The 20,578-nt window shown below is 63.5% G+C and carries 23 protein-coding genes, 1 tRNA gene and 2 pseudogenes; 16 read left to right on the top strand and 10 right to left on the bottom strand.

Annotated elements, in window-relative coordinates:
* Positions 1-104 precede the first annotated feature (104 nt).
* The 5 genes and pseudogenes from ABIB99_RS19770 to ABIB99_RS19750 all read left to right on the top strand — a co-directional run bounded on the left by ABIB99_RS19770 (position 105) and on the right by ABIB99_RS19750 (position 2,423).
* Positions 105-383 carry a DUF3551 domain-containing protein gene (locus ABIB99_RS19770; RefSeq protein WP_354177204.1) on the top strand — a complete coding sequence of 93 codons (279 nt, stop codon included), beginning with the start codon at positions 105-107 and terminating at the stop codon, positions 381-383.
* A gap of 86 nt (positions 384-469) precedes the next feature.
* Positions 470-763: a DUF3551 domain-containing protein gene (locus ABIB99_RS19765; RefSeq protein WP_354177202.1), complete on the top strand. Its 294-nt coding sequence runs from the start codon at positions 470-472 to the stop codon at positions 761-763.
* A 100-nt stretch (positions 764-863) separates the two neighbouring features.
* The gene (locus ABIB99_RS19760) at positions 864-1,328 is read left to right on the top strand and encodes an ArsR/SmtB family transcription factor (RefSeq protein WP_354177200.1); all 465 of its coding nucleotides are present in this window, start codon (positions 864-866) and stop codon (positions 1,326-1,328) included.
* 11 nt (positions 1,329-1,339) lie between these two features.
* Positions 1,340-1,672: pseudogene (locus tag ABIB99_RS19755) on the top strand (SRPBCC family protein); the annotation flags it as partial.
* Positions 1,673-1,688: 16 nt separating this feature from the next.
* Positions 1,689-2,423: a DUF899 domain-containing protein gene (locus tag ABIB99_RS19750; protein ID WP_354177199.1), complete on the top strand. Its 735-nt coding sequence runs from the start codon at positions 1,689-1,691 to the stop codon at positions 2,421-2,423.
* A gap of 152 nt (positions 2,424-2,575) precedes the next feature.
* On the opposite strand, the gene ABIB99_RS19745 is transcribed toward ABIB99_RS19750, so the two are convergent.
* Positions 2,576-3,820 (bottom strand): S1C family serine protease, encoded by a 1,245-nt coding sequence (locus tag ABIB99_RS19745; RefSeq protein WP_354177198.1) that lies wholly within the window; start codon positions 3,818-3,820, stop codon positions 2,576-2,578.
* A gap of 204 nt (positions 3,821-4,024) precedes the next feature.
* Here ABIB99_RS19745 and ABIB99_RS19740 point away from each other — a divergent pair, with 204 nt between their 5' ends.
* The 5 genes from ABIB99_RS19740 to ABIB99_RS19720 all read left to right on the top strand — a co-directional run bounded on the left by ABIB99_RS19740 (position 4,025) and on the right by ABIB99_RS19720 (position 6,995).
* Entirely contained in the window at positions 4,025-4,642 is a 618-nt protein-coding gene (locus tag ABIB99_RS19740; RefSeq protein ID WP_028155350.1) for a hypothetical protein, read from the top strand.
* Positions 4,629-5,003, top strand: coding sequence for a winged helix-turn-helix domain-containing protein (locus tag ABIB99_RS19735; protein WP_063985952.1), 375 nt, complete (start codon positions 4,629-4,631; stop codon positions 5,001-5,003). The genes ABIB99_RS19740 and ABIB99_RS19735 overlap by 14 nt, the downstream gene beginning before the upstream one ends.
* Before the next feature lie 28 nt (positions 5,004-5,031).
* On the top strand, positions 5,032-5,772 hold the full coding sequence (locus tag ABIB99_RS19730; protein WP_063980082.1) for a di-trans,poly-cis-decaprenylcistransferase: 741 nt from the start codon (positions 5,032-5,034) through the stop codon (positions 5,770-5,772).
* 121 nt (positions 5,773-5,893) lie between these two features.
* Positions 5,894-6,430, top strand: a complete 537-nt coding sequence (locus tag ABIB99_RS19725; RefSeq protein ID WP_354177197.1) for a GNAT family N-acetyltransferase — start codon at positions 5,894-5,896, stop codon at positions 6,428-6,430.
* A 76-nt stretch (positions 6,431-6,506) separates the two neighbouring features.
* Complete coding sequence (locus ABIB99_RS19720; RefSeq protein WP_071917051.1) at positions 6,507-6,995, top strand: Crp/Fnr family transcriptional regulator; 489 nt, start codon at positions 6,507-6,509, stop codon at positions 6,993-6,995.
* On the opposite strand, the gene ABIB99_RS19715 is transcribed toward ABIB99_RS19720, so the two are convergent.
* Positions 6,934-7,764 carry a metallophosphoesterase family protein gene (locus ABIB99_RS19715; RefSeq protein WP_354177195.1) on the bottom strand — a complete coding sequence of 277 codons (831 nt, stop codon included), beginning with the start codon at positions 7,762-7,764 and terminating at the stop codon, positions 6,934-6,936. The genes ABIB99_RS19720 and ABIB99_RS19715 overlap by 62 nt on opposite strands.
* A 212-nt stretch (positions 7,765-7,976) precedes the next feature.
* Here ABIB99_RS19715 and ABIB99_RS19710 point away from each other — a divergent pair, with 212 nt between their 5' ends.
* From ABIB99_RS19710 to ABIB99_RS19700, 3 genes are all read left to right on the top strand, one after another.
* Positions 7,977-8,666 (top strand): DNA-3-methyladenine glycosylase I, encoded by a 690-nt coding sequence (locus tag ABIB99_RS19710; protein WP_354177194.1) that lies wholly within the window; start codon positions 7,977-7,979, stop codon positions 8,664-8,666.
* Between the two features lie 24 nt (positions 8,667-8,690).
* Complete coding sequence (locus tag ABIB99_RS19705; protein WP_354177193.1) at positions 8,691-8,984, top strand: DUF1330 domain-containing protein; 294 nt, start codon at positions 8,691-8,693, stop codon at positions 8,982-8,984.
* Between the two features lie 205 nt (positions 8,985-9,189).
* Positions 9,190-9,483 carry a hypothetical protein gene (locus ABIB99_RS19700; RefSeq protein WP_354177192.1) on the top strand — a complete coding sequence of 98 codons (294 nt, stop codon included), beginning with the start codon at positions 9,190-9,192 and terminating at the stop codon, positions 9,481-9,483.
* Positions 9,484-9,605: 122 nt separating this feature from the next.
* On the opposite strand, the gene dinB is transcribed toward ABIB99_RS19700, so the two are convergent.
* Positions 9,606-10,706, bottom strand: a complete 1,101-nt coding sequence (gene dinB / locus ABIB99_RS19695) for a DNA polymerase IV (RefSeq protein ID WP_354177191.1) — start codon at positions 10,704-10,706, stop codon at positions 9,606-9,608.
* A gap of 43 nt (positions 10,707-10,749) precedes the next feature.
* Here dinB and ABIB99_RS19690 point away from each other — a divergent pair, with 43 nt between their 5' ends.
* Both ABIB99_RS19690 and ABIB99_RS19685 read left to right on the top strand, forming a co-directional pair.
* Complete coding sequence (locus ABIB99_RS19690) at positions 10,750-11,193, top strand: TspO/MBR family protein (RefSeq protein WP_354177189.1); 444 nt, start codon at positions 10,750-10,752, stop codon at positions 11,191-11,193.
* Between the two features lie 94 nt (positions 11,194-11,287).
* A complete protein-coding gene (locus ABIB99_RS19685; RefSeq protein ID WP_354177188.1) occupies positions 11,288-11,497 on the top strand; it encodes a hypothetical protein in 210 nt (69 codons plus the stop codon).
* 36 nt (positions 11,498-11,533) lie between these two features.
* On the opposite strand, the gene ABIB99_RS19680 is transcribed toward ABIB99_RS19685, so the two are convergent.
* The 5 genes from ABIB99_RS19680 to ABIB99_RS19660 all read right to left on the bottom strand — a co-directional run bounded on the left by ABIB99_RS19680 (position 11,534) and on the right by ABIB99_RS19660 (position 15,895).
* A complete protein-coding gene (locus ABIB99_RS19680; RefSeq protein ID WP_354177187.1) occupies positions 11,534-12,466 on the bottom strand; it encodes a ferritin-like domain-containing protein in 933 nt (310 codons plus the stop codon).
* 447 nt (positions 12,467-12,913) lie between these two features.
* Positions 12,914-12,990, bottom strand: a tRNA-Arg gene (locus ABIB99_RS19675).
* Positions 12,991-13,094: 104 nt separating this feature from the next.
* Positions 13,095-13,814, bottom strand: a complete 720-nt coding sequence (locus ABIB99_RS19670; RefSeq protein ID WP_354177186.1) for a metallophosphoesterase family protein — start codon at positions 13,812-13,814, stop codon at positions 13,095-13,097.
* Positions 13,815-13,839: 25 nt separating this feature from the next.
* Complete coding sequence (locus ABIB99_RS19665; RefSeq protein WP_354177184.1) at positions 13,840-14,751, bottom strand: hypothetical protein; 912 nt, start codon at positions 14,749-14,751, stop codon at positions 13,840-13,842.
* A gap of 1 nt (position 14,752) precedes the next feature.
* Entirely contained in the window at positions 14,753-15,895 is a 1,143-nt protein-coding gene (locus ABIB99_RS19660; RefSeq protein WP_354177402.1) for an MBL fold metallo-hydrolase, read from the bottom strand.
* On the opposite strand from ABIB99_RS19660, the gene ABIB99_RS19655 reads away from it, so the two are divergent.
* On the top strand, positions 15,788-16,237 hold the full coding sequence (locus ABIB99_RS19655) for a hypothetical protein (RefSeq protein ID WP_354177408.1): 450 nt from the start codon (positions 15,788-15,790) through the stop codon (positions 16,235-16,237). The two genes, ABIB99_RS19660 and ABIB99_RS19655, sit on opposite strands and share 108 nt — an antisense overlap.
* A 35-nt stretch (positions 16,238-16,272) precedes the next feature.
* On the opposite strand, the pseudogene ABIB99_RS19650 reads toward ABIB99_RS19655, so the two are convergent.
* Together ABIB99_RS19650 and ABIB99_RS19645 are read right to left on the bottom strand one after the other, a co-directional pair.
* Positions 16,273-17,333 (bottom strand): annotated as a pseudogene (locus ABIB99_RS19650) (sensor domain-containing diguanylate cyclase).
* Between the two features lies 1 nt (position 17,334).
* Positions 17,335-20,445, bottom strand: coding sequence for a bifunctional diguanylate cyclase/phosphodiesterase (locus ABIB99_RS19645; protein WP_354177183.1), 3,111 nt, complete (start codon positions 20,443-20,445; stop codon positions 17,335-17,337).
* Positions 20,446-20,578: the final 133 nt, after the last annotated feature.

The raw sequence follows: 20,578 nt of genomic DNA, 5'->3' as shown, positions 1-20,578 counted from the left end.
TTTTTTCTTGCGTACTTCGTTCCGTTGATCTGGAATAAAATGGCGCGGCGAAACCTGATGATACATGGCGCGTATCTCGCCCTGTGCAGAGAGGAGTCTGGATCATGCGCAAGACGCAATTGGCGCTGCTGACGCTGGGCGCGACGGTCCTTGCCGGCTTCGTCACCATCACGCCCGCGGCGGCCCGCGACTATCCCTGGTGCGCCCAGGGCGGTGAGTATGACTATCCCGGCGAATGTGCCTACAGCACCTATGAACAATGTCAGGCCAGCGTCTCCGGCCGCTTGCTGTACTGCGGGCCCAATCCAATGGTGGCCTATGGCCAGGCGCCGCAGCCGCAACCTCGGCCGCACCGTCGCGCGCGGCCCGTTGCACCGTACTAGCCGCGCGCGCATTGCGCAGCCGCGTATTTTTGCGCGATCGCTCCGGAATAAACCGGCTCCGCGAGCCTTTCACTCTGTGAGGTCGGATGTCGCGCGGCGAACATGGGAGGTCGGTCATGGGCAAGGCGCAATTTGTGCTGGGCGCCATAGTCCTTGTGTGGCTCGCTGGCGGGAGCCCGGCGCGCGCGGACTATGATTACGCGTGGTGCATTCAGAACTCGGAATACGGCTATCCCGGCGACTGCTCCTATCAGACCCGCGAGCAGTGTCAGATGAGCGCGTCGGGCCGCAAGGGCTATTGCGCGCAAAATCCTGCCCAGGTGGCCGTACGGCCTCCGCTTCAGCCGTCACTACGCGGGCGGTACGTTCGTCCGTACTAGTCGCGCCTCACACTGAGCACTGCCTGATCACGCAGTCGTGCAGATCCGGACGCGCGGGTTCCTGCTTGACGCCTTCTCGTTCACGTTTATACTAAACCAAATGGTTAAGTATAGAGACGAGACGCTCGACCGGACCTTTGCGGCGCTGTCCGATCCGACGCGGCGTGCCCTTCTCGCGCGGCTCGGCGAGCGGGACGGCCTGTCGGTGAGCGAGCTGGCCGCGCCGTTTCCGGTCTCGCTGCCGGCGATCATGAAGCATCTCGACGTGCTCACGGATGCGGGCCTGATCGTGCGGGAGAAGACCGGACGCACGGTGTCCTGCCGGCTCACCGCGCAGCCGATGGAGCAGGCGATGAACTGGCTCAATCGCTACGCGCAGTTCTGGTCCGAGAAGTTCGACCGCCTCGCCGCCTTCGTGGAGGACAAGACATGGCCAACGCAGCCGTCAGCACCGATCCCCGCACAGCCGAACGTCCAAGCGAGCGGCCCAGCCTCACGCTCACGCGCCGGCTCCGCGCACGGCCGGAGAAAGTCTACGCCGCCTGGACGCAAGCCGCGCAGCTAGTCCAGTGGTTCGGGCCGCCTAACATGAAGCCGGCGACGCTGGACGCCGAGCTCGATGTCCGTACCGGTGGCCGCTACCGCATCAGCTTCACCGGCGACGACGGCGAATATTTCGAGGCCGGCGGCATCTATCGCGAGGTCGTGCCGAACGAGCGGCTGGTGTTCACCTGGGCCTGGCATTCGACGCCGGAGCGCGAATCGCTGGTGACGATCACGCTGAAGCCGGATAGCGCCGGCACGCTGATGATCTTCCATCACGCCCAGTTCTTCGACGAAACCGCACGCGACAATCACCAGCGCGGCTGGAGCTCGTGCCTCGACAAGCTCGACGCCTTCGTCGCCTGACACCATGGAGGATACCGTGCAGCAACATCAGATCGTCTCGCGCGAGCAATGGATCGCGGCCCGCAAGGCCCACCTGGCGCATGAGAAGGAGCTCAGCCAGGCCCGCGAGCGCCTCGCCGAGCAGCGCCGCGCGCTGCCCTGGGTGAAGGTCGACAAGAACTATGTGTTCGACGGACCGAACGGCAAGGTGACGCTCGGCGATCTCTTCGGGAGCCACCCGCAGCTCGTGGTGCAGCATGTGATGTTCGCTCCCGACTGGGAGGCCGCGTGCAAGAGCTGCTCGTTCTGGGCCGACGGTCTCGATCGCATGGTGCCGCACCTCGCCGCGCGCGACACCTCTACGGTTGCGATCTCGCTGGCACCTAGCGCCAAGCTCGAGGCCTTCAAGAAGCGGATGGGCTGGACCTTCGACTGGGTCTCGTCAGGGAGCAACGACTTCAACTACGATTACGAGGTCTCGTTCACGCGCGAGCAGATCGACAAGGGCGTGCCGAAATACAATTTCGGCACCACGCCGTTCTACGGTCCGGAGCTGCCCGGTATCAGCGTGTTCTACCGCAACGAGGCCGGCGAGATCTTCCATACCTATTCATGCTTCGCGCGCGGTCTCGACATGATGAACGCGGCCTATCAGTATCTCGACCTCACCCCGCTCGGTCGTCACGAGGACGGCCTGCCCTATCCGATGGACTGGGTCCGCCTGCGCGACCAGTATGAGCCGCAGGCGAAGGGGGCGTGCTGCCACGGGTGAGGCGGCGGGTGCGCCGGATCCTCATCAAAGGTGTCATCGCCCGGCTTGACCGGGCGATCCAGTACTCCGAGACGGTCGTGTCGAATCTAGAAGCCGCGGCGTACTGGATGCCCCGCCTTCGGGGGGCATGACAGCGGAGGCTGAAGCGCAGTCTACCGCTTGGCGTCGGCCTGCTCCGTGCCGTTGCACGAGATCAGCATCGTGTACGGCCGCGCGTTGCCGGCGATGTCGGTGGTCTTGAGCTCGCCCTTCGGTTCGGCGGTCTGGTAGGGCACCACGGAATTGTCGAGGAAGTCGCGCAGCATGCCGGTCTTGATGGCGAAGTTGATGTTCTCCGGAATGTTGCCGGTCGCAGCGACGATGCGCAGCGCGGGGATCTTTGCGGTGACCACGCCCACGATCTGACCGGTGGTGTCGAACAGCGGGCCGCCGCTATTGCCGGGCTGCACCGGCGCGCTGATTTGCAGGAAACGCGTGTCGTTGCGCATGCCGCTGAGCGAGCTCGCGATACCGGTCGTCACGGTGAAGTCCGACGTGAGCAAACCATGGAAGGGAAAGCCGATTACGATGACGGAATCGCCGGAGCGGATCGAGCGATCGCGGATCCGCGCAAAGTCCTTGAATGTCGTCGTCGACGGCGCCTGCAACAAAGCGAGATCGTTGTTGACGTCGCTCGATACGACGCGCAGCACCATCGCGGCCTCACCGGTGAGGTTGCCCTTGATGTCGCCGACGCAGCCGTCGATCACATGGTTGTTGGTGACGACATGGCCGTTCGCACTGACCACGAAGCCGGTGCCGGTCTTGGCCCTGGCAACTTTGCTGCCGGCCGGCGGCGCCTGCTTGTCCGGCGCAGGCTGCGGCTTGGCGGCCATCTTGGTGAAGTCGCCGGCCTTGTCGAGCCCGTCGGCTTTCACCTTGGTCACGCAATTGGCCAATGCGGCGATCACCGGCCCGGTCGATGTCAGATCGAAATTCAGAACGGCGCGGCCGGCTGTCGCCACCATCAGGCTAGCCTTCTGAAACGTACGCACAACATTGACCGGCATGATGGCCGTGAGCATGTTAGGCTGGTACGCCGTGGCGAACAGCCTGGCTTGCTCCTGCCCGTCAAAGGTCACGTCGATCGCGGCGTTCTCGCCCTTGTTGAAGCGGTAGCTGGGACTCGCAAAGGCGAGCGACCATGTGCCGGCGGCATTTTGGCTCACGACGAGGATGACGCCGTTCGCATAAGGCGTCGTCGCGGCGCAATGGGAGAAAGCGCCCGTCTCGTCATTGCTGAAGGCGCCGCCGATCCAGTTGCCGACATTGACGCTGCCGAATGGTCCTTTCGCATGCGAGATGCCGGCGACGCTCACCTGCAACAGAGACGCGACGACAAATGACTTAAGCCACATACTTCCTTCCCCCCGGAATGCTTTTGAAGCCATCTTATCCGGCCGAGGTCGTGCGGCGCAACCGGCAGTTGTTTGTGCGGATCGAACCATCCGGCTGCGACTTCCGGGCTTGCCTTTACTTTGCGGTGCGATATACTTTGCGATACAAAGTGACGGGACGGGCGGTCCCGGTTAATTGGGCGGAGCGGGGTTTTAGCGTTGCCAATGCGCGATCTCGACAAGGCACTGGCCGACATCGTGGCGATCCGCAACCAGATTGCGGCGGGCACGGCGTTCCGCGGTTATGGCCCGGCGACGATCGCTGCGACGGGCGCCGTCGCGCTTCTTACCGCAATCCTCCAATTCTGGCTGCTCGGCGATCCCACAAGCGAGCCGGTCGGCTTCTTCTTCGGCTGGTTCATGGCCGCGGTGCTCTCCGTTCTGATGATCGGCATCGAGATGCGCGCGCGCTCGCGCCGTCATCATTCCGGTCTGGCCGATGCCATGATCCATCAGGCGGTCGAGCAGTTCCTGCCCGCGGGCGTCGCCGGCGTGCTGCTCGCGGTGGTGATGTGGAAGTTCGCGAGCGAGACGCTGTGGCTGCTGCCCGGCCTGTGGCAGATCCTGGTGTCGCTCGGCATTTTCGCTTCCGTCCGCTCGCTGCCGCGCACCGTCGCGCTCGCGGGCGCCTGGTATTTCATTTCCGGCTTCGCGGTCGTGGTGCTCGCGAGCCGGACTCACACGCTATCGCCATGGACCATGGGACTGCCCTTCGTGATCGGGCAGTCGGTGATGGCGGGCATTCTGTATTTCGCGTCCGGAGACCATGATGTCGAAGACTGACAGCGCACCCTTCTCCTATGAAGGGCTCGACCGCGTCATCCACGAGAAGGCGAGGCTCGGGCTTCTGACCTCGCTGATGGCGCATCCGAAGGGTCTGGCATTCGCCGACCTCAAGCAGCTCTGCGGCCTCACCGACGGCAATCTCAGCCGGCATCTCGCCGTGCTCCAGGAGGCCGGCCTCGTCGAGGTGACCAAAGGCTATGAGGGCAACCGCCCGCACACGACCTGCCGCCTGACCAAGGCCGGCCGCCGCCGCTTCCTCGACTATCTCGCCGTGCTCGAGCGGCTGGTGCGCGACGCCGCCAAGGCCGCCGGCCGCGACGCGCCGCCGCTCGGCCGTCTCGGTATCATCTCGACCTGATCCCCCTTTTTTGACCGGAGACTTTGCAATGCAAAGCGACATGACCTCTCGCAACGAGAAGCTTCACGTCGGCATCATCATGGACGGCAACGGCCGGTGGGCGACGCGCCGCGGCCTGTCGCGCCTGCGCGGCCACGAGGCCGGCGTGGAGGCGATCCGCCGCATCGTCGAGGCCGCACCCAAGCAGGGCATCGGGACGCTGACACTTTACGCCTTCTCCACCGACAATTGGCGACGGCCGAAAACCGAAGTCGCCGCGCTGATGACGCTGCTGCGCTTCTATCTCGCCAACGAGGTGCAGAGCCTCGCCAGGAACGGCGTGCGCCTCACCGTGATCGGCCGACGCGACCGTCTGCCCGACGGCATCGCCAATGCGATCGCGCGCGCGGAAGACGCCACCGCGCACGGCAGCGCGCTTCACCTGCGCATCGCGGTCGACTATTCCGCGCGTGACGCCATCCTCAACGCCGCAGCGAAGGCCGCGGCACTGACGAGCCTCACCCGCGAAGCCTTCTCCCAACTCGTCACCGGTGAAGCCGGCCTGCGCGACGTCGATCTCATCATCCGCACCTCCGGCGAGAAGCGGCTGTCGGATTTCCTGCTCTGGGAAGGCGCCTATGCCGAGCTGCACTTCACCGAGCGGATGTGGCCCGAATTCGATGCGGGCGATCTCTCCGCGGCTCTGGCGTCCTTCCACGGCCGCGAGCGCCGCTTCGGCGGCCTCCAGGCGATCATGCCCGACGAGGTGCCGTCACTCTCCCGTGTGTGATGTACGGCACGGGACAACGAGCTGTTCGTTTTCAGCCGCATGATTGGCGGTGGTGTCCAAGCCGCGGAAGCGCGGCCTCGGTTAGGTGTGCGAGCCACGCAACCTGCCGAGAGCATCACGCATGTCACTGTTGTTTCCGGGAGCCGTCGTCGAGGCGCTCGAACTGGCCGAAGCGAGGGGCATGGTCTGCATCAGGACCGCCAGCGTATCCGACGTCGAGAACCTTTCGGTCTATTTCACCGGCCTGTCCACGACGTCGCGTAACAAGCGCTTCATGGGCGCGCGTACCGACTTCGCCCTGGTCGCGGCCGAATGCGTGGCGAGGACGGGCCGTCCCGGTCATTTCACCCTGCTCGCCGAAGTCAGGCAGGGAGGGCAGCACACCATCATCGGCGAAGCGAACTACGCCTATGATGCGACTGCACAGCATGGCGAGTTTGCCATCTCGGTCGCCGATGCGTTCCAGCGCCTGGGCCTCGGCTTGCAGATGATGACGGCGATGGAGACGCGTGCGGCCGATCTTGGCCACGCGATGATCGCCGCCGAGACTGCGCGGACAAATGCCGAGATGCGTGGTCTGGCGAAGAAGGCAGGCTTCCGGGATACCGGTCTCGGAGACTGGCAGTCGGTTCACCTCGCAAAGCGCTTGTCGCGATAGCTGTCCGCGCGTTGCCGCCTGGCACGGATCGTGCTCTAGTATCGCCTGGATTTCCCCAGCGATGGGAGCTTCGGCGATGCGCGCAGTTCTGGATCATTGCACCGGCGGAACGGAGCGGCAGGTCAAGGCCGGCACGTCGGTCGTCACCGAGGGCGGCACCAGCAGCGGCCACCTCTACGTCCTCGTCGAGGGCAAGCTCGAGGTGCTCAAGAGCGACACGGTGGTCGCGACCATCACCGAGCCCGGCGCCGTGTTCGGCGAGATGTCCGTGCTGCTCGGGCTGCCGCACACCGCGACGGTGCGGGCCAGCTCGGATTCCGTCATCTATGAGTTCGAGGACGCGGCGTCATTCCTGATTCAGCGGCCCGAGGTCGCGCTGCTGCTCGCGCGCACGCTGGCGCAGCGGCTCAACGTCGCCAACACTTATCTGGCCGATCTCAAGCGGCAATATGCTGGCCATGGCACACATCTCGCCATGGTCGGCGAGGTGCTCCAGAGCATGATCAACCTGCCGCCGCTCGAGGTCTCGCCAGGCTCGGATCGGCAATCCGATCCAAGGATGTGAGCCAGTCCGGCGGCTCCTCGACGGTGTTTGCGGGCCGCTTCAGCGGCGCGCCGAGGTCGATCCACTGCGCTTCGCCCGCTGCCAGCCAGAACGCCTTGTTCGCATCGAGATCCAGCACGATATGCGTCGGCGGCCGTCCCGGTTGCAGACCGGCGTTGAAGACCCATGTCTGCCCGAGCCGGTCGAACCACGATCCGTCGGCGATGAAGGGTGACTGGTGCACATGGCCCGAGATCACCATCGACGGCTGATACTGCATGATCCACTGCACCAGATCGACATCGCCGAAGAAGCGCTTGCCGCCCCAGCTCGTCGGTGAATTCGCCGGCGGCGCATGATGCGCCCAGATCCAGTGCTGCGGGCGATTAGTGGCGGCGGCGTCGCGCAGCTGCGCGACGATGCGCTGCTTGACCAGCGGGCCATCCCACCACGGGCACACCGTGAACAGCGTGTCGCCGATGGCGAGGCTGTCGCCGTCGCAAATGATCCCGAGCTCCCGCACCTCCGAGATCCAGCGCGAGATCTTTTCGCCCTCCGCATTGCGTTCGTCGAGGTCGTGATTGCCGGAGCAGAGGATCACGCGGGTCTGCGTCGCCAGCAGCGTGAGGTATTTCTTCACCACCACGATCTGCGCGCGAAAATCCACCATCGAGCCGATGTCGAGGGCATCGCCGGCAAAGATCACGAGGTCGAACTGCGGCGCCGCGCTGACCAGCCAGTCGAGCTGCGGCAGCGAGTAGTGCAAATCGGCCACGACCAGGCAGCGCATTGAAAATCCATGGGCGGGTTTGAAAAGGTCTGGGAATTCCAAAACGTTATTTATAAAGCAAGAAGCAGACCAGAATGGCTGCTCTCTTCGTCAGGCCAATGGCCGGCCGCATGCTGCGGCGCATTGGCGTGCGCAGGTGGCCGGGCACCGCAGGGCTGGACCATGTCATCGAATTCTGATGTCGTGGCGCATCCTCAAACGCCCGTAGCCGCATGACCTCCTTCAAGACCATTCGTGCCCGCGCCGAGAAACGCAAGGGCGGCCCCAAGGCGCTGGACAAGCTGATGCCCGAAAAGCCCGACCTGAAGGGGCTGGCCAAGCTCGGCGACGATCGCATCCTCGCCGAGATGACCAGGCGGGTGTTTTGCGCCGGCTTTGCCTGGAGCGTGATCGATTCGAAATGGGACGGATTTGAAGAGGTGTTCCTGCATTTCCAGCCGGCCAAGCTCACCTTCCAGCCCGAAGACTATTGGGAGGGCCTCTTGCGCGACGCGCGCATCGTGCGCAACGGCGCCAAGATCATGTCGGTGCGCGACAACGCCAGCTTCGTCCAGGAGATCGCAAAAGAGCACGGCAGCTTCGGCAAGTTTCTGGCGAAATGGCCGCCATCCAACGAGGTCGGCCTGCTCGATCTCCTGACCAAGCGCCGCAGCCGGCTCGGCGGCAACACCGGGCAGATGCTGCTGCGCTTCGTCGGCTGGGATGGTTTTGTCACCTCCAGGGATGTCGTCGCCTGCCTGCGCGATGCCGGCCTCGACATCGCCGAAGAGGTCAAATCAAAGGGCGATCTCGCAAAGGTGCAGGCACAGTTCAACGCCTGGGCCGAGGAGACCGGTCTGCCCTACACATATCTGTCACGCATCTGCGCGCTCTCGGTTGGCGAGAACCGAAGCGAGCATTAGGTCACGAGAACAAGGAGAAACAAAATGGCAAAAGCCTATTGGGTTGCGACCTACCGTGCGATCAAGAGCTCCGACGCCATGGCGGCCTACGCCAAGCTGTCGCGTCCGGCCATCGAGGCCGCCGGTGGACGCGTGCTCGCGCGCGGGATGCCGGTTGCGGCCTTCGAGCACGGCCTGATGGAACGCGTCGTTCTCATCGAGTTCGACAGCGTCGAGCGCGCCAGGGCGGCGTATGAAAGTCCCGCCTACAAGGCCGCTCACGACCTGCTCGGCGACGGTGCCGACCGCGACATCCGGATCGTCGAAGCCGTCGAATAGCGCCATCGACAGGCGGATCATGTGCATCGTGTGGCGATCCCGTGCCGCGAGCGCGGCAGATGAAACTCGCGATCACGAAATGCATTTTTCCGGAACATTCGTGCGCAACACCCGTTCGGGAATTTGAGCCAGGCGACACAGGCGCAGGGAACGCCCGTCTTGGCTCAACTCACTGAAACCCGGCACGACAGAAACGGAGCAGCGCATGAAGCTCACATCCGAACAGGTGAAGCAGACCGTCAACCAACTCGGCGCCCAGGTGCTGCCCGACGAACATCCCGCCATGCCGCAGCTCAACAGCATGTTCGGCGAGCACACCTTCTTCGTCGACGAGGCGGGCCTGAAGGTGCTCGAGCCGACGCCGTCGCTCAGCGCCGAGCGCCAGACCGGCGAAGTCGTCAGCCTCGCCGACTGGAGCGATGCCGACCTCACGCGCCTGATGGCCCACGAGCCGGAGCCGACGGGTGTGATCGTCGTGTTCGAGCATATGAGGCATTGATTGGCCCGAGCGGATCGGCCTTTATCGGTGGCGGGTCTGAAAATCCCGCCACCTTCATGATTGGTCTGGGGCCGCGCAGCGGACAAGGATCTCGCGTTCGCGGCGGGGCTTTCCAGGCTGGCTCAAATGCCGAAAGTCAGCTGCGGCTCCGCATCGTCGCCGTCCTGGAGGGCAGACAGCGATACCCCCACGAGCCTGACGCGCTTGGGCAGCGGCATCTCGGCTTCGAGCAGGCCGCAGGCCAGCCGCTCCAGGTCGTCCCGGCCTGCAACCGGCGCTGTGACGGACCGGCTGCGCGTGATGATCTCGAAGTCGGCGAATTTGATCTTCAGGGTGACAGTGCGGCCGCGGTTGCCGGTCGTCTCGCAATGGCGCCAGACCTTGTCGACGAGCGGCTTGAGCTCGGCGGCCAGCGCGCCGTATTCGTCGAGGTCGGTCGAGAACGTCGTCTCCGCGCCGATCGACTTGCGAATCCGGTTGGCCCGGACCGGCCGCTCGTCGACGCCGCGTGAGATCCAGTAGTAATAGGCGCCCGACTTGCCGAAATTCGCATTCATGAACTCCAGCGTCTGGTTGCGGATGTCGAGGCCGGTGAACAGGCCGAGCGCGTTCATCTTCGCACTGGTCGCCGGACCTATCCCGTGGAACTTGCCGACGGGCAGAGTCTCGACGAAGGCGGGCCCCATTTCCGGCGAGATCACGAACTGACCGTTGGGCTTGCGATGATCGGAGGCGAGCTTTGCAAGAAACTTGTTGTAGGAAATACCCGCCGAAGCGTTGAGGCCGGTCTCGGCCTTGATCTTCTCACGGATCAGCAAGGCGACGTCCCGCGCCAGCGGGATGCCTTGCAAATTCTCCGTCACGTCGAGATAGGCTTCGTCGAGCGACAATGGCTCGATAACAGGCGTGTGCTCGGCAAAGATGTCGCGGATCTGCCTGGAGATCGCCTTGTAGACCTCGAAGCGCGGCCTGACGAAGATCAGGTCGGGACATTGCCGCTTCGCGGTCACCGACGGCATGGCGGAGCGAACACCGAACTTGCGGGCCTCGTAGCTCGCGGCCGCGACGACGCCGCGTTCCGCGGAGCCGCCGACGGCGACCGGCTTGCCGCGCAGCTCCGGATTGTCGCGCTGCTCCACGGACGCATAGAAGGCATCCATGTCGATATGGATGATCTTGCGGACGGGCGAGACCTCGCCAGTCACCGTGCCGGATTCGCTCATGGAACGATGATACAATTGCCCGAAGAGAAGCGCGAGGTGATGGATGCTTCAGCTATTGGTCTTCGTCGTCGGTGTCGTCGGCATCGGCTGGCTGATCGGCGCGACCAATCTTCTGGGAGAGTGGTATGCGGCCCTTGCCAAGCCGGGTTTCGTGCCGCCGAACTGGGCGTTCCCGGTCGCGTGGACCATCCTTTACATCATGATCGCGGTTGCGGGCTGGCGGACTTTTCGCCGTGAGCCGTCGGGTCGAGCGATGCAGGTCTGGGCCGCGCAGCTGGCGCTGAATTTCGTCTGGTCCCCGGTGATGTTCACGATGCACCAGATCGGCGCCGCGCTCGTCATCCTCATCTGTCTGTTCGTCGCGATCGTGACCTACATCAGTCTCGAGACATCACGGGACAGGCTGGCCGCTGCGTTGTTCGTGCCTTACGCTGCCTGGGTCGCCTTTGCCGGCCTGCTCAATGCGGCCATCTGGCGCTTGAATTGAGGCGATTTGTCCAGGGTTCATCAAAGAGCAATCTCAGGCTTGTGAGTGGCGAGCCTAGGCCCGCGTTCCTACATGGGGGCGCGGAGGACAGCCAATGCAATACAGCTCCGAGCTCGTTCAGACCATGCGCCAGGCCCTCGACACCGTGATGGCGAGCGTACCAGCCGATCAGTCGGTGTTCGGTCTGAAAGCCGCTGTCGCCGAATGCATTTTGAAGGCCGCCGCGCACGGTCATACGTCGTATGACGCCCTGGTGACGTCCGCCTCCGATCAGATCCAGTCGATCATCTCGATGCTGACGTGAGTGCTTGTTCTGGGAGGCCGGCGGCAGATCCGGAGTTCATGCCGACGGAGGCGCCCATAGGAACTCAGGACGAATGCCCTGCTGGATGAGGTCCGTGCCAAGCGACTGAAGTGTGAACATGGCGCCGATGCTGGGTCTTGTACCGCTTGTCCAGCAAGTTTGAAGGCCGATCAAGAGCTGCGACAGGGCCTGATTGAACGCAAGCGACGGACTCGGTGTGACGGTCGATTGCTGAAAATCGAACCAGGTCGGAAACGGGATTGGTGCTCCCGTAAAGCTCCAATGGCCCGCCGCATCCTGCACCAGCGTTTTCTCGGTGTAGATTTCCTTGAAGACATAATAGTGGGCGAATGTTGCATTGCCGGTTGGGGGTTGGTTAGGAGAGCCTTCCGTACCTTCACCTTCGGCCTTGATCAGCTGGATCGCCGCCTGCGCATCGGCGATGCTCTTGATCGGCGTTGCTTCCCCCGAATTGACCGCGAAGGCGCTGGCATTGATCGCGGGATTGACTGTGGTGAAACCCTCGGCGATCGCATCGTAGAAATCACCGATCGTCGCGGGTCCCGTTCTTGCGGCGAGCGCAACCGGTGGAAATTCCGGATACTCGATCTGCATGAAGACCTGAACTTGATCTGGCGTAAGCGGCTTCAGATCAACGGGCAACTTTTGCAGAATTTCTCCGGGCAGGACATTGGTCGGGTAGCTCGGAATGAAGGCCGCATTGGCAATGGATGGCACGCCGCCGATCGCGGTCAGCATGTTGCCTGCCAGGGCAAAGTGATACATCTCTTGCACCACAATGTCCTCAATCATACCGCCGACGCCGCCCGGGTCGCTGTTGATCGACCATTGCGCGCAAAGATAAGGCGGGATGGTGGAGAACTCCAATTGCATCGCGGTCTGGAGTGCGTCTTTCAGGTCGGAAAGCGTCGTAATGCGATCCTCGACGAACTGGGCGATGGTTTTCATCTGAAGCACCCCTCCCGACTCGGTTGATTGCGAAGCCCTGTTCCTGGCGCCGCCACTGGATCGACGTCGTCAAGCAGGTTCCGTGTTGGCTCATTGCTTGCGGGACGAGCGCTTCTGGGGTGGTTCAGTCCGACAATAACCGGATATCGGTCTGCGACATCACGCCTACAATCGGACCTGCCCCGATGATGCGACCAGAAACATGCTGCGATCAGGCTCATTTTCCGCAACCCATGAACAATAGTACAATTTAAGGGTGCAATCAATTGCGCAGTTGATCAGAGATTTGTGACCGCTTTTCCATGCGACATGCTTAGCCGGACGCGCGCGCGACGTTGCGAAGGCCAGATTGCGAGCCGCAACATTTGATGGATGGTGCCGTCACAGCGTCAAAAGCCGGCGCACAGTCTCGGTCCGGCACACAGTCTCGGTAAAGAGTAAGGAGACTGGCGCACCCGACACGATTCGAACGTGTGACCTTTGCCTTCGGAGGGCAACGCTCTATCCAGCTGAGCTACGGGTGCTAGTCGAGGTTCATTTAGCCGATTGGCGAGGGGTGGGCAACCTCCGCTTTGCCCGGGCCCCGGACGCCCGGCATCGCCCAATTCCTGGTCTTATGCTTCGCTCTTCAATCCCGGAGGGCGGCCGGTCCCGAGATCTCGCCGGAATCGGTCACGAACATCAACGGGCCCGTCTCCGAGGTGGCGAACACGGCCGCGGTGAGCGGGCCGCCAAAGCAGGCGCCGGTATCCAGGTTCAACCGGTTGGCTCGCAGATCAGGTGTCCCGGACCGGACCGGCGTATGACCATGGACAACGAAAAGCCCGTGGTCGTGATCCGACGACAGGAAGGGTTCCCGGATCCACAGCAGGTCCCGCTCGGATTGTGACGCCAGCGGCACGTCCGGCCGTAGCCCAGCGTGGACGAAAACTCGTCCATGCTCGATTTTCATCAGCGGAAGCGCGCGTATCCAGTCGAGATGCTCGCTCGGCAGGTCGGCGGGATCGTCAATCCCGTAACTGTCGAGCGTCTGCTCGCCGCCGTTGCCCCACCAATTCATGAGGTCGCGGTCGGTGCGCTCCATGTCGGCTGCGCGAAGCAGCATCTCCTCATGGTTACCCCGCAGACAGACGAAGGGGCGGTTCTGCTTCCCATGGTTGCCGAGGAGAAAATCCATCACCTCGCGGCTCTGGCGGCCCCTGTCGATGTAGTCCCCGACAAGGACAAACTGGGCGCTCCGCTGGCCGCGAATCCGGTCGCACGCGGCGAGAAGCGACGTCAGCTTCTCAAAGCAGCCGTGGATGTCGCCGATCGCGAAGGTGAGCAGTTCGTGCTCGGGAAGATGCAAAGCCAGGTTTCTCCCGCGTGCCAACTTAGATGGTGAGACCCTTTGTCGTGCCTTTGAACTTGATCCGCTCCGGACCCACGCCCACCTTCGCGAGCGATTCAATCACTCTGTCGTTCAGCGTCTTGCCGTCCTTGTCCTTGCGATCGCGTTGAACCGCGGTGAAATCATACACGAGCAGCCCGACATTGGCGCTGCTCACGTTGATCTTTGCCCCCTTCGCAACGGCGCTGATCGCCGCAGCCACATTGCGGTGTCCGTTGCTCCATTCCGCCATCTCGGCCAGATTCTTCGCAACCCATCGATAGCTGTCATCGAACTCCGTCTTGTGAAGGTCGATCACCTTCTGATAGTCCCCGAGCTGACCGACAATGTCGCCGTTCTCCAGCTCGGGGTTGCTGAACGTCTTGGCCTCCCAGAACGCAAGATACACGCCGGTCGCCGTCGTTTCGAAGTTCGCCAGGTCCATGCGGGGGAGGTTCCGCTTGATGCCGGGGACGCCGGATGCGTTGATCGCAATCTCGACGTCGACGACGGAGAGATTGGACGTCGCGATCTCGTGGACGCCTTCCTTCTCCTGTCCGGAATAGGGCGATGCGGCCCTTTTGAGCTTCGCCAGCGTCTCTGCGCCTTCGTAGTCGCGCGTCAGCATCCTTTGCTCGGCCTTGCCGAAGGCGAACTTCCCCTCGACGAGCGAAATCTGATCCTTGAGGTCCGGATTCAGCAGATACTTTTCGTGCGTCGAGGCGGTCACTTTCCCGCCCTTGAATGACACTTTGAAGATGGATTGTCCCTGCCAATAGACGTTCAGGTACTCGTCCCGAATGCCGATGATGAGTGTGGGATCGGCGAGAACGTCTTTCCACCACCCATCCTGCTGGGCGAGTGTCTCGAGTGCCTTGCGAAAGTCGTCGCCCCGGATTCCGCGTCTGAAGCTCATCTCATACCTCCCACCATTCGCCATCGCTGCGTCGCGTGACGTTGTCAAAATATCTGGAGAAACTGTCGCCTTCGAATGTGTGAACGGGCACCAGCCTGTCCGGCTGTATTGCGTTCGCGAGCCGCTTGAGATCCAGGATGCTGGCGTGGCCCGAGGTGTGGATGATCTCGATGGGAACGCCGCGTGTCGCGAGATCCGCCTTCAGTCTGGCGCCAGGACCGTCCTTCAGGTATCCGTCCCATTGCGACCAGATCGCTCTGGTGCCGGGCCAGAGATTTGCGGCCTCCACGTCGTGGGCCATTGCCGGACGAAACAGCATCACGGTGCGATCGGCGATCTCGGTGATGCGCTCGCGGTAGATCCGTGCGGATTTGTAGGGATCCAGCAGGTCGAAGCGCTTGTTCCTTGCGATCTGTCGCCGCTGATATTCCGGCACATAGACCGACAAATTGGGCCAGCCGGCGTTCGGCAAGCGCTGGTTGCCGGTGGCCCGCAATATCTCCATCGCATAGAGGTCCAGCAGCAGCGTCCGGCCGCTGCGCTTGCAGGCGCGATAGATGCTGACGATGCGATCGATGTTCTGCGCGGACGCCGAGAGGATGACGAAGCCTGGCTGTTTAAAACTCTGGGTCAGCCTCGCCTCGATGTCGTCCTCCGTCGGGAATTGCGTGTGCTCGTCGAGACGGCCGAGGCTCGACCCCTCCATCAGCATCGTGTCGATACCGCGGGGCGGATTGCTCGCCAATTGCTCGAACAGACCGCCCTTGCGACCGTGCGCACGGATGTCGCCGCTGTAGAACAGACGCCGGCCGGCAGCCTGGATCAGCAGCGCATAAGCATCATAGGCCGAGTGATCGACAAGATAGGGCGTGATGCTGAATGGGCCGATCTGGAAGGTTCTGCGATCGTTCAGCTCGAATGAAACATTGGGCACGAAGGCGTTGGGCACGAAAGGAGCTGCCGCACACATGATGCGCGCGGTCGCAGCGCCCATGGCGAGGGGGACATTGGGTCTGCACAGGGGGAGCAAACCCCAATGATCGCCATGTCCGTGCGACAGGACAACCGCACGCAGGGTTGGATCTTCGACGCGAAGCCCGGCCACAGGCGGGAGAAGATCGTCGGACGCGCCGTCGGCATCCAGCGGAAGTCCAAGGTCGAGCAGGATTCGCTCGCCCGCGGCCTCGAGCTCGATGCAGGTGCCACCAATTTGCTGCGTTCCGCGGTGGACACGTCCGCGAAACGAACCGGCTGCCTCGGTCATCAGCGGTTGGTCTTGGCGGCCGAGCCGGGTTCGGCCGTCACTCGCGACCAGGCGATGGCGTTTTTGGCGGAGGGGAGGGCACTGCGAGATGGGCGGGGAAATTTCAAAGCGAATACGGCTCCAGGCAACGACATATCTATATTCAAACGAGCGCCCGAGAAATTGCGGCTTTTCGAGAAGAAAATGTGCGTGTTGTTCCGGCGCAACATCACCTGTTGGTGAGGCCGAACGCAATAGAACCTTCGATGGGATGAACGTCAGCCGCGGCTGGACCGGCGATTGGCGGCGACTTGAATCCCGGGCGAGCCGCGATCGGCGCGCGCGAACTCGGCAAGCAGGCGTTCGGAGCAGATGACGCGGTTGCGGCCGAGCCGTTTTGCCGCATAGAGCGCCTCGTCGGCCGCACCCAGCAGCCGGTCGGGGCTGCCGTCGGCCTCAGTGGGAATATGACTGGCGACGCCGACGCTGAGGGTGACGTGGTCGCCGGCTCCAACAGCTCCATGAGCGATCCGCAAGGCCAAGACGGCACCGCGGATCTCCTCGGCGATGGCGCAGGCGGCATCGCAATCCATGTCGGGCAGGATCAGCGCGAACTCTTCCCGCCATAGCGGCTGGCGAGGTCGAGCGGGCGCACGGCGTGGCGGCTGACGACATCAGCGACCGCACGCAGGCATTCGTCGCCGCTCTGGTGGCCGTGCCGGTCGTTGAACAGCTTGAAATGATCGACGTCGACGAACAGCAGCGCCATCGGCTTCTGCGTCCGCTGGGCGCGAGCCCATTCGCTCATCAGCATCTGGTCGAAGGCGCGCCGGTTCGACAGGCCGGTCAGCCCGTCCTTGGTGGCGAGCTCCTTCAGTGCCATCTCGGCGCGCTTCTGATCGGTGAGGTCGCGCAACGTCTCCACCACGGCGATCAGATGGCCGGCCTCGTCGTGGATAGGACCGGCGTCGATCGCGAGATAGAGCTGGCTGCCGAGCTTGGGCATTACGCACCAGTTCTCCGCGGAAAAGCCGAGCCCGTTGTGGCCGCGTGCGGCATATTCCGAATAAAACTCCGGCAGCTGCTCGGGACGGTCGAGCGCGACCAGGTCGGCGAGGCAGGGGCGCCGGGTCTCGTAGAAGGCCTGCCAGTGTTTCGTCGTGCCGATCACCTCCGCGGCGGGGACGCCGGTCAGCCGCTCGCAGGCTCTGTTCCAGATCACGACGCGGCGCTTGGGGTCGATCACGAAGGTCGGCACCACCAGATGCTGCATCAGCCGTACGGCATAGGAATCCGCGACGTCGACGGCTTTCGCTGACGTTTTCCTCGGCTTCGCCATCTCAGGCCACCGCCGCCACCGGCGCGGCATCGTTCGGACCGAACAGCTTTCGCACCTCGGCGGCCGGCTTCGGTTTGCTGAACAGATAACCCTGCATCTCCGTGCAGCCGAGCGCGCGCAGCATCTCGCGCTGCGCCTCGGTCTCGACGCCCTCGGCGACGGTGGTCATGTGGCTCGCCGCGGCGATGTTCACCACCGCCTGCACGATCACGGGCGCGCCACTGGTCTCCGCGATGTCGGCGACGAAGCAGCGGTCGATCTTGATCTTGTCGAACGGGAAGCGCTTCAGATAGCTCAGCGAGGAATAGCCGGTGCCGAAATCGTCGAGCGCGATGCGCACGCCGATGGACCGGAGCTGGTGCAGGATCGAGAGCGCGGCCTCGTCGTCGCGGATCAGCACGGCCTCGGTGATTTCGAGCTCGAGCCGGGAGGGAGAGAGCCCGGAGGCGGCGAGTGCGCCGGCAATCCGCAGCGCCAGCGTGTCGCATTTGAGCTGCACCGGCGAGACGTTGACCGCAATCCGCACATGCGCCGGCCAGGTCGCGGCCTCGTTGCAGGCCATGCGCAGCACCCAGTCGCCGAGCTCGTTGATCAGGCCGGTATCCTCGGCGATCGGAATGAACTCCGCCGGTGACACCCAGCCGCGTTCGGGATGCCGCCAGCGCAGCAGCGCCTCGCAGCCCGACACGTCGTTGGTGCGCAGGTCGACCAGCGGCTGGTAGTGGATCTCGAAGCCGCCGTTCACCAGCGCCCTGCGTAGATCCTGCTCCATGGTCAGGCGCGCCTTGGCGCTCGCATCCATCTCCGGCTCGAAGAAGCGGTGGGTGCGGCGTCCTTCGGCCTTGGCGCCGTACATCGCAAGATCGGCGTGCTTGATGAGCTGGTCGAGATCGGTCCCGTCCTGCGGCGCCAGCGCGATGCCGATGCTGGCGTCGGTGGAGAGCTGATGGCCGAGGCAGTGATAGGGCTGGCGGATCGCCTCGTAGATCCGCGTCACGAACGACAGTACGTCCGCAGAGGACTGGATTCCGGTCTGGATCACCGCGAATTCGTCGCCGCCGAGCCGCGCGATCAGGTCGCTCTTCTTGAGGCAGCCGCGCAGCCGGGTCGCGATCGCCTTCAGCAGCTCGTCGCCGACGTGATGGCCGAGCGAATCGTTGATGCCCTTGAATTCGTCGACGTCGATATAGAGCAGCGCGAACTGCTCGCCGCCGGCGACCTTCGCCAGCTCGCGCTCGATCTGTTCGCGGAACAGCGTGCGGTTCGGCAGGTCGGTCAGCGCATCGTAATGCGCCATATGCGCGATCTTCTCATGGGCGCGCCGCCGCTCGGTGACATCCTCGACGACGCTGATGAGGTAGCGCGGCTCGCCGGACTTGTCGCGAATGCCGATCCGGGTCGAGGTGATGTAGCGCGGTCCCTTGGTCTGGCTCTGCCAGGCGTGCTCGTCCTTGAACAATCCCCCGGGCGCCTGCAGCGCCTTGCTGTCGTCGTCGTTGACGATCCTGGCGGCGGCCTCCGGATACATGTCGAAAGGAGTCTTGCCGACGATGACGTCACCCGACTGGCCGAACTGCTCCTCGGCGGTCCGGTTGACCAGCAGATATTGCCGCGTCAGGGCATCCTTCACCGTGATCTGCGAGGGGATGTGATCGATGATCTCGCGCAGGAACATGTAGTTGCGGTCGCGCTCCTGCTCCAGATTGCGCCGCTCGGTGATTTCCTCGATCGTGGCGACCCATCCGCCCTGCGCCAGCGGGGTGTTGATGACCTGGAAGGCGCGGCCGTTGGGCAGTTCGTGGATCCTGCTGGAGACCTTGCCCTCGGCGACGACCCGCATCACATCGGTGCAAAACGTCTCGACGTCGCCGCCGAACGTGCCACGCTCCTTGCGATGCTGCATCGCCTCGCGGATGTGACAGCCGGGCTTGATGATGTCGTCGGACAGGCCGAACATCTCGGAGTAGCGGCGGTTGCAGGTGACGATAAATCCGGCGGCGTCGTACAGGATCAGCCCTTGCGACATGTTGTTCAGGGCGGTGTCGAGCCGCAGCCGTTCCGCTTCGATCCGCTCCTGGGCTTCCCGGTTCTGCCGGCTGATCTGGCGGATGATCAGGAAGAGGATCAATGCGATCACGATCGCCGAAAGCGTTGCCGTGGTGACCATGAAGCCGGTCTGCTGACGCCAGTCGGCCAGCGCGGCGCTCGTGGTGTTGGTCGCGACGATGACCAGCGGGAAATGCGACAGCGAGGCCCCCGAGCCGAGGCGGTCCTCGCCGTCGATCGGTCCCTTGACGCGCAGCGTGTGCCGGCCGCCCTCGGCCAGCATCTTGCGCATCAGCGGCGCGTCCTTGAAATTCCTGCCGATCAGCTCTTCGACATGCGGATAGCGCGCCAGCATCTTGCCCTCGCGATCGAACAGCGAGATCGCCGTACCCTCGGCAAGCGCGACAGAAGCGAAATACTGCCGGTAGCTGTCCGGATCGATTCGCCGGACCATGGCGCCGAGGAAGGTGCCGTCCGCGCCGCTCAGCCGCCGCGCGACGATCGTGGTCCATTTGCCGATGATGAAGCTGCGGACGGATTCCAGGATGACCGATTCGGCCATCGGATCGGTTTTGAACGTCTGGAAATAGGCGCGCGAGGAGACGTTGATCTTGGGCAGCGGCTCGGCCCGCGACCAGTTGATCAGCTCGCCGTCGGCATCGTAGATCGCGATGTCGCCGAGATAGGAGACGGAGCTGATCTTGCTCCGCAGCATCTGATTCGTCGCGAGCCCGGACATGCGCTCGCGGAACATCGCCGGCGAGGTGATCTCCGGCAGGTTCATCTGCCCGATCAGGTCGGCGGCGACGACGTCGGAATCCTGGAATTGCTGATCGAAGTGCCGTGCGATCAGCTGCACCGTGTTTTCCAGCTCGCGCTCGCGGTTGGCCAGGGTGCGCTCGCGGAATTCGCCGACGGCCATGGCGGTCACGGCGAAGATCCCGGCGACCAGCAACACGCCGCACAGGGTCAGCCAGAGGACAGGACCACGCCGCGCCAAGGCCGCCCAGCCGTTGGTCGCGGCTGATGACATTCCGGCTGTCACCGTGGAAAAGACCTGGCGCATTCCCCCTCCCTGGAAGGACAGGAATACACCGCACAAATGGCGCAAACCTTAGGAAAGCCAGTTACCTGAGCATTAATCCGGTTGTGCAGTCGCGCCCGTATGCAGTGGGGCGGGAATCACGTCGCGGTTGTGC

Source organism: Bradyrhizobium sp. LA6.1 (genome assembly GCF_040547805.1).
GTDB classification, from domain to species: domain Bacteria; phylum Pseudomonadota; class Alphaproteobacteria; order Rhizobiales; family Xanthobacteraceae; genus Bradyrhizobium; species Bradyrhizobium barranii.
The sequence above is the reverse complement of the archived record's forward strand: the minus strand, read 5'-3'. Positions and strand labels throughout refer to the sequence as shown.

Bases quoted from the DNA above. Each gene is read 5' to 3' on its own strand.
- ABIB99_RS19770 (WP_354177204.1), top strand. From the start codon at position 105: ATGCGCAAGACGCAATTGGCGCTGCTGACGCTGGGCGCGACGGTCCTT.
- ABIB99_RS19765 (WP_354177202.1), top strand. From the start codon at position 470: ATGTCGCGCGGCGAACATGGGAGGTCGGTCATGGGCAAGGCGCAATTT.
- ABIB99_RS19760 (WP_354177200.1), top strand. From the start codon at position 864: ATGGTTAAGTATAGAGACGAGACGCTCGACCGGACCTTTGCGGCGCTG.
- ABIB99_RS19745 (WP_354177198.1), bottom strand. From the start codon at position 3,820: ATGTGGCTTAAGTCATTTGTCGTCGCGTCTCTGTTGCAGGTGAGCGTC.
- ABIB99_RS19740 (WP_028155350.1), top strand. From the start codon at position 4,025: ATGCGCGATCTCGACAAGGCACTGGCCGACATCGTGGCGATCCGCAAC.
- ABIB99_RS19735 (WP_063985952.1), top strand. From the start codon at position 4,629: ATGTCGAAGACTGACAGCGCACCCTTCTCCTATGAAGGGCTCGACCGC.
- ABIB99_RS19730 (WP_063980082.1), top strand. From the start codon at position 5,032: ATGCAAAGCGACATGACCTCTCGCAACGAGAAGCTTCACGTCGGCATC.
- ABIB99_RS19725 (WP_354177197.1), top strand. From the start codon at position 5,894: ATGTCACTGTTGTTTCCGGGAGCCGTCGTCGAGGCGCTCGAACTGGCC.
- ABIB99_RS19720 (WP_071917051.1), top strand. From the start codon at position 6,507: ATGCGCGCAGTTCTGGATCATTGCACCGGCGGAACGGAGCGGCAGGTC.
- ABIB99_RS19715 (WP_354177195.1), bottom strand. From the start codon at position 7,764: ATGCGCTGCCTGGTCGTGGCCGATTTGCACTACTCGCTGCCGCAGCTC.
- ABIB99_RS19710 (WP_354177194.1), top strand. From the start codon at position 7,977: ATGACCTCCTTCAAGACCATTCGTGCCCGCGCCGAGAAACGCAAGGGC.
- ABIB99_RS19705 (WP_354177193.1), top strand. From the start codon at position 8,691: ATGGCAAAAGCCTATTGGGTTGCGACCTACCGTGCGATCAAGAGCTCC.
- ABIB99_RS19700 (WP_354177192.1), top strand. From the start codon at position 9,190: ATGAAGCTCACATCCGAACAGGTGAAGCAGACCGTCAACCAACTCGGC.
- dinB (WP_354177191.1), bottom strand. From the start codon at position 10,706: ATGAGCGAATCCGGCACGGTGACTGGCGAGGTCTCGCCCGTCCGCAAG.
- ABIB99_RS19690 (WP_354177189.1), top strand. From the start codon at position 10,750: ATGCTTCAGCTATTGGTCTTCGTCGTCGGTGTCGTCGGCATCGGCTGG.
- ABIB99_RS19685 (WP_354177188.1), top strand. From the start codon at position 11,288: ATGCAATACAGCTCCGAGCTCGTTCAGACCATGCGCCAGGCCCTCGAC.
- ABIB99_RS19680 (WP_354177187.1), bottom strand. From the start codon at position 12,466: ATGAAAACCATCGCCCAGTTCGTCGAGGATCGCATTACGACGCTTTCC.
- ABIB99_RS19665 (WP_354177184.1), bottom strand. From the start codon at position 14,751: ATGAGCTTCAGACGCGGAATCCGGGGCGACGACTTTCGCAAGGCACTC.
- ABIB99_RS19655 (WP_354177408.1), top strand. From the start codon at position 15,788: ATGATCGCCATGTCCGTGCGACAGGACAACCGCACGCAGGGTTGGATC.
- ABIB99_RS19645 (WP_354177183.1), bottom strand. From the start codon at position 20,445: ATGCGCCAGGTCTTTTCCACGGTGACAGCCGGAATGTCATCAGCCGCG.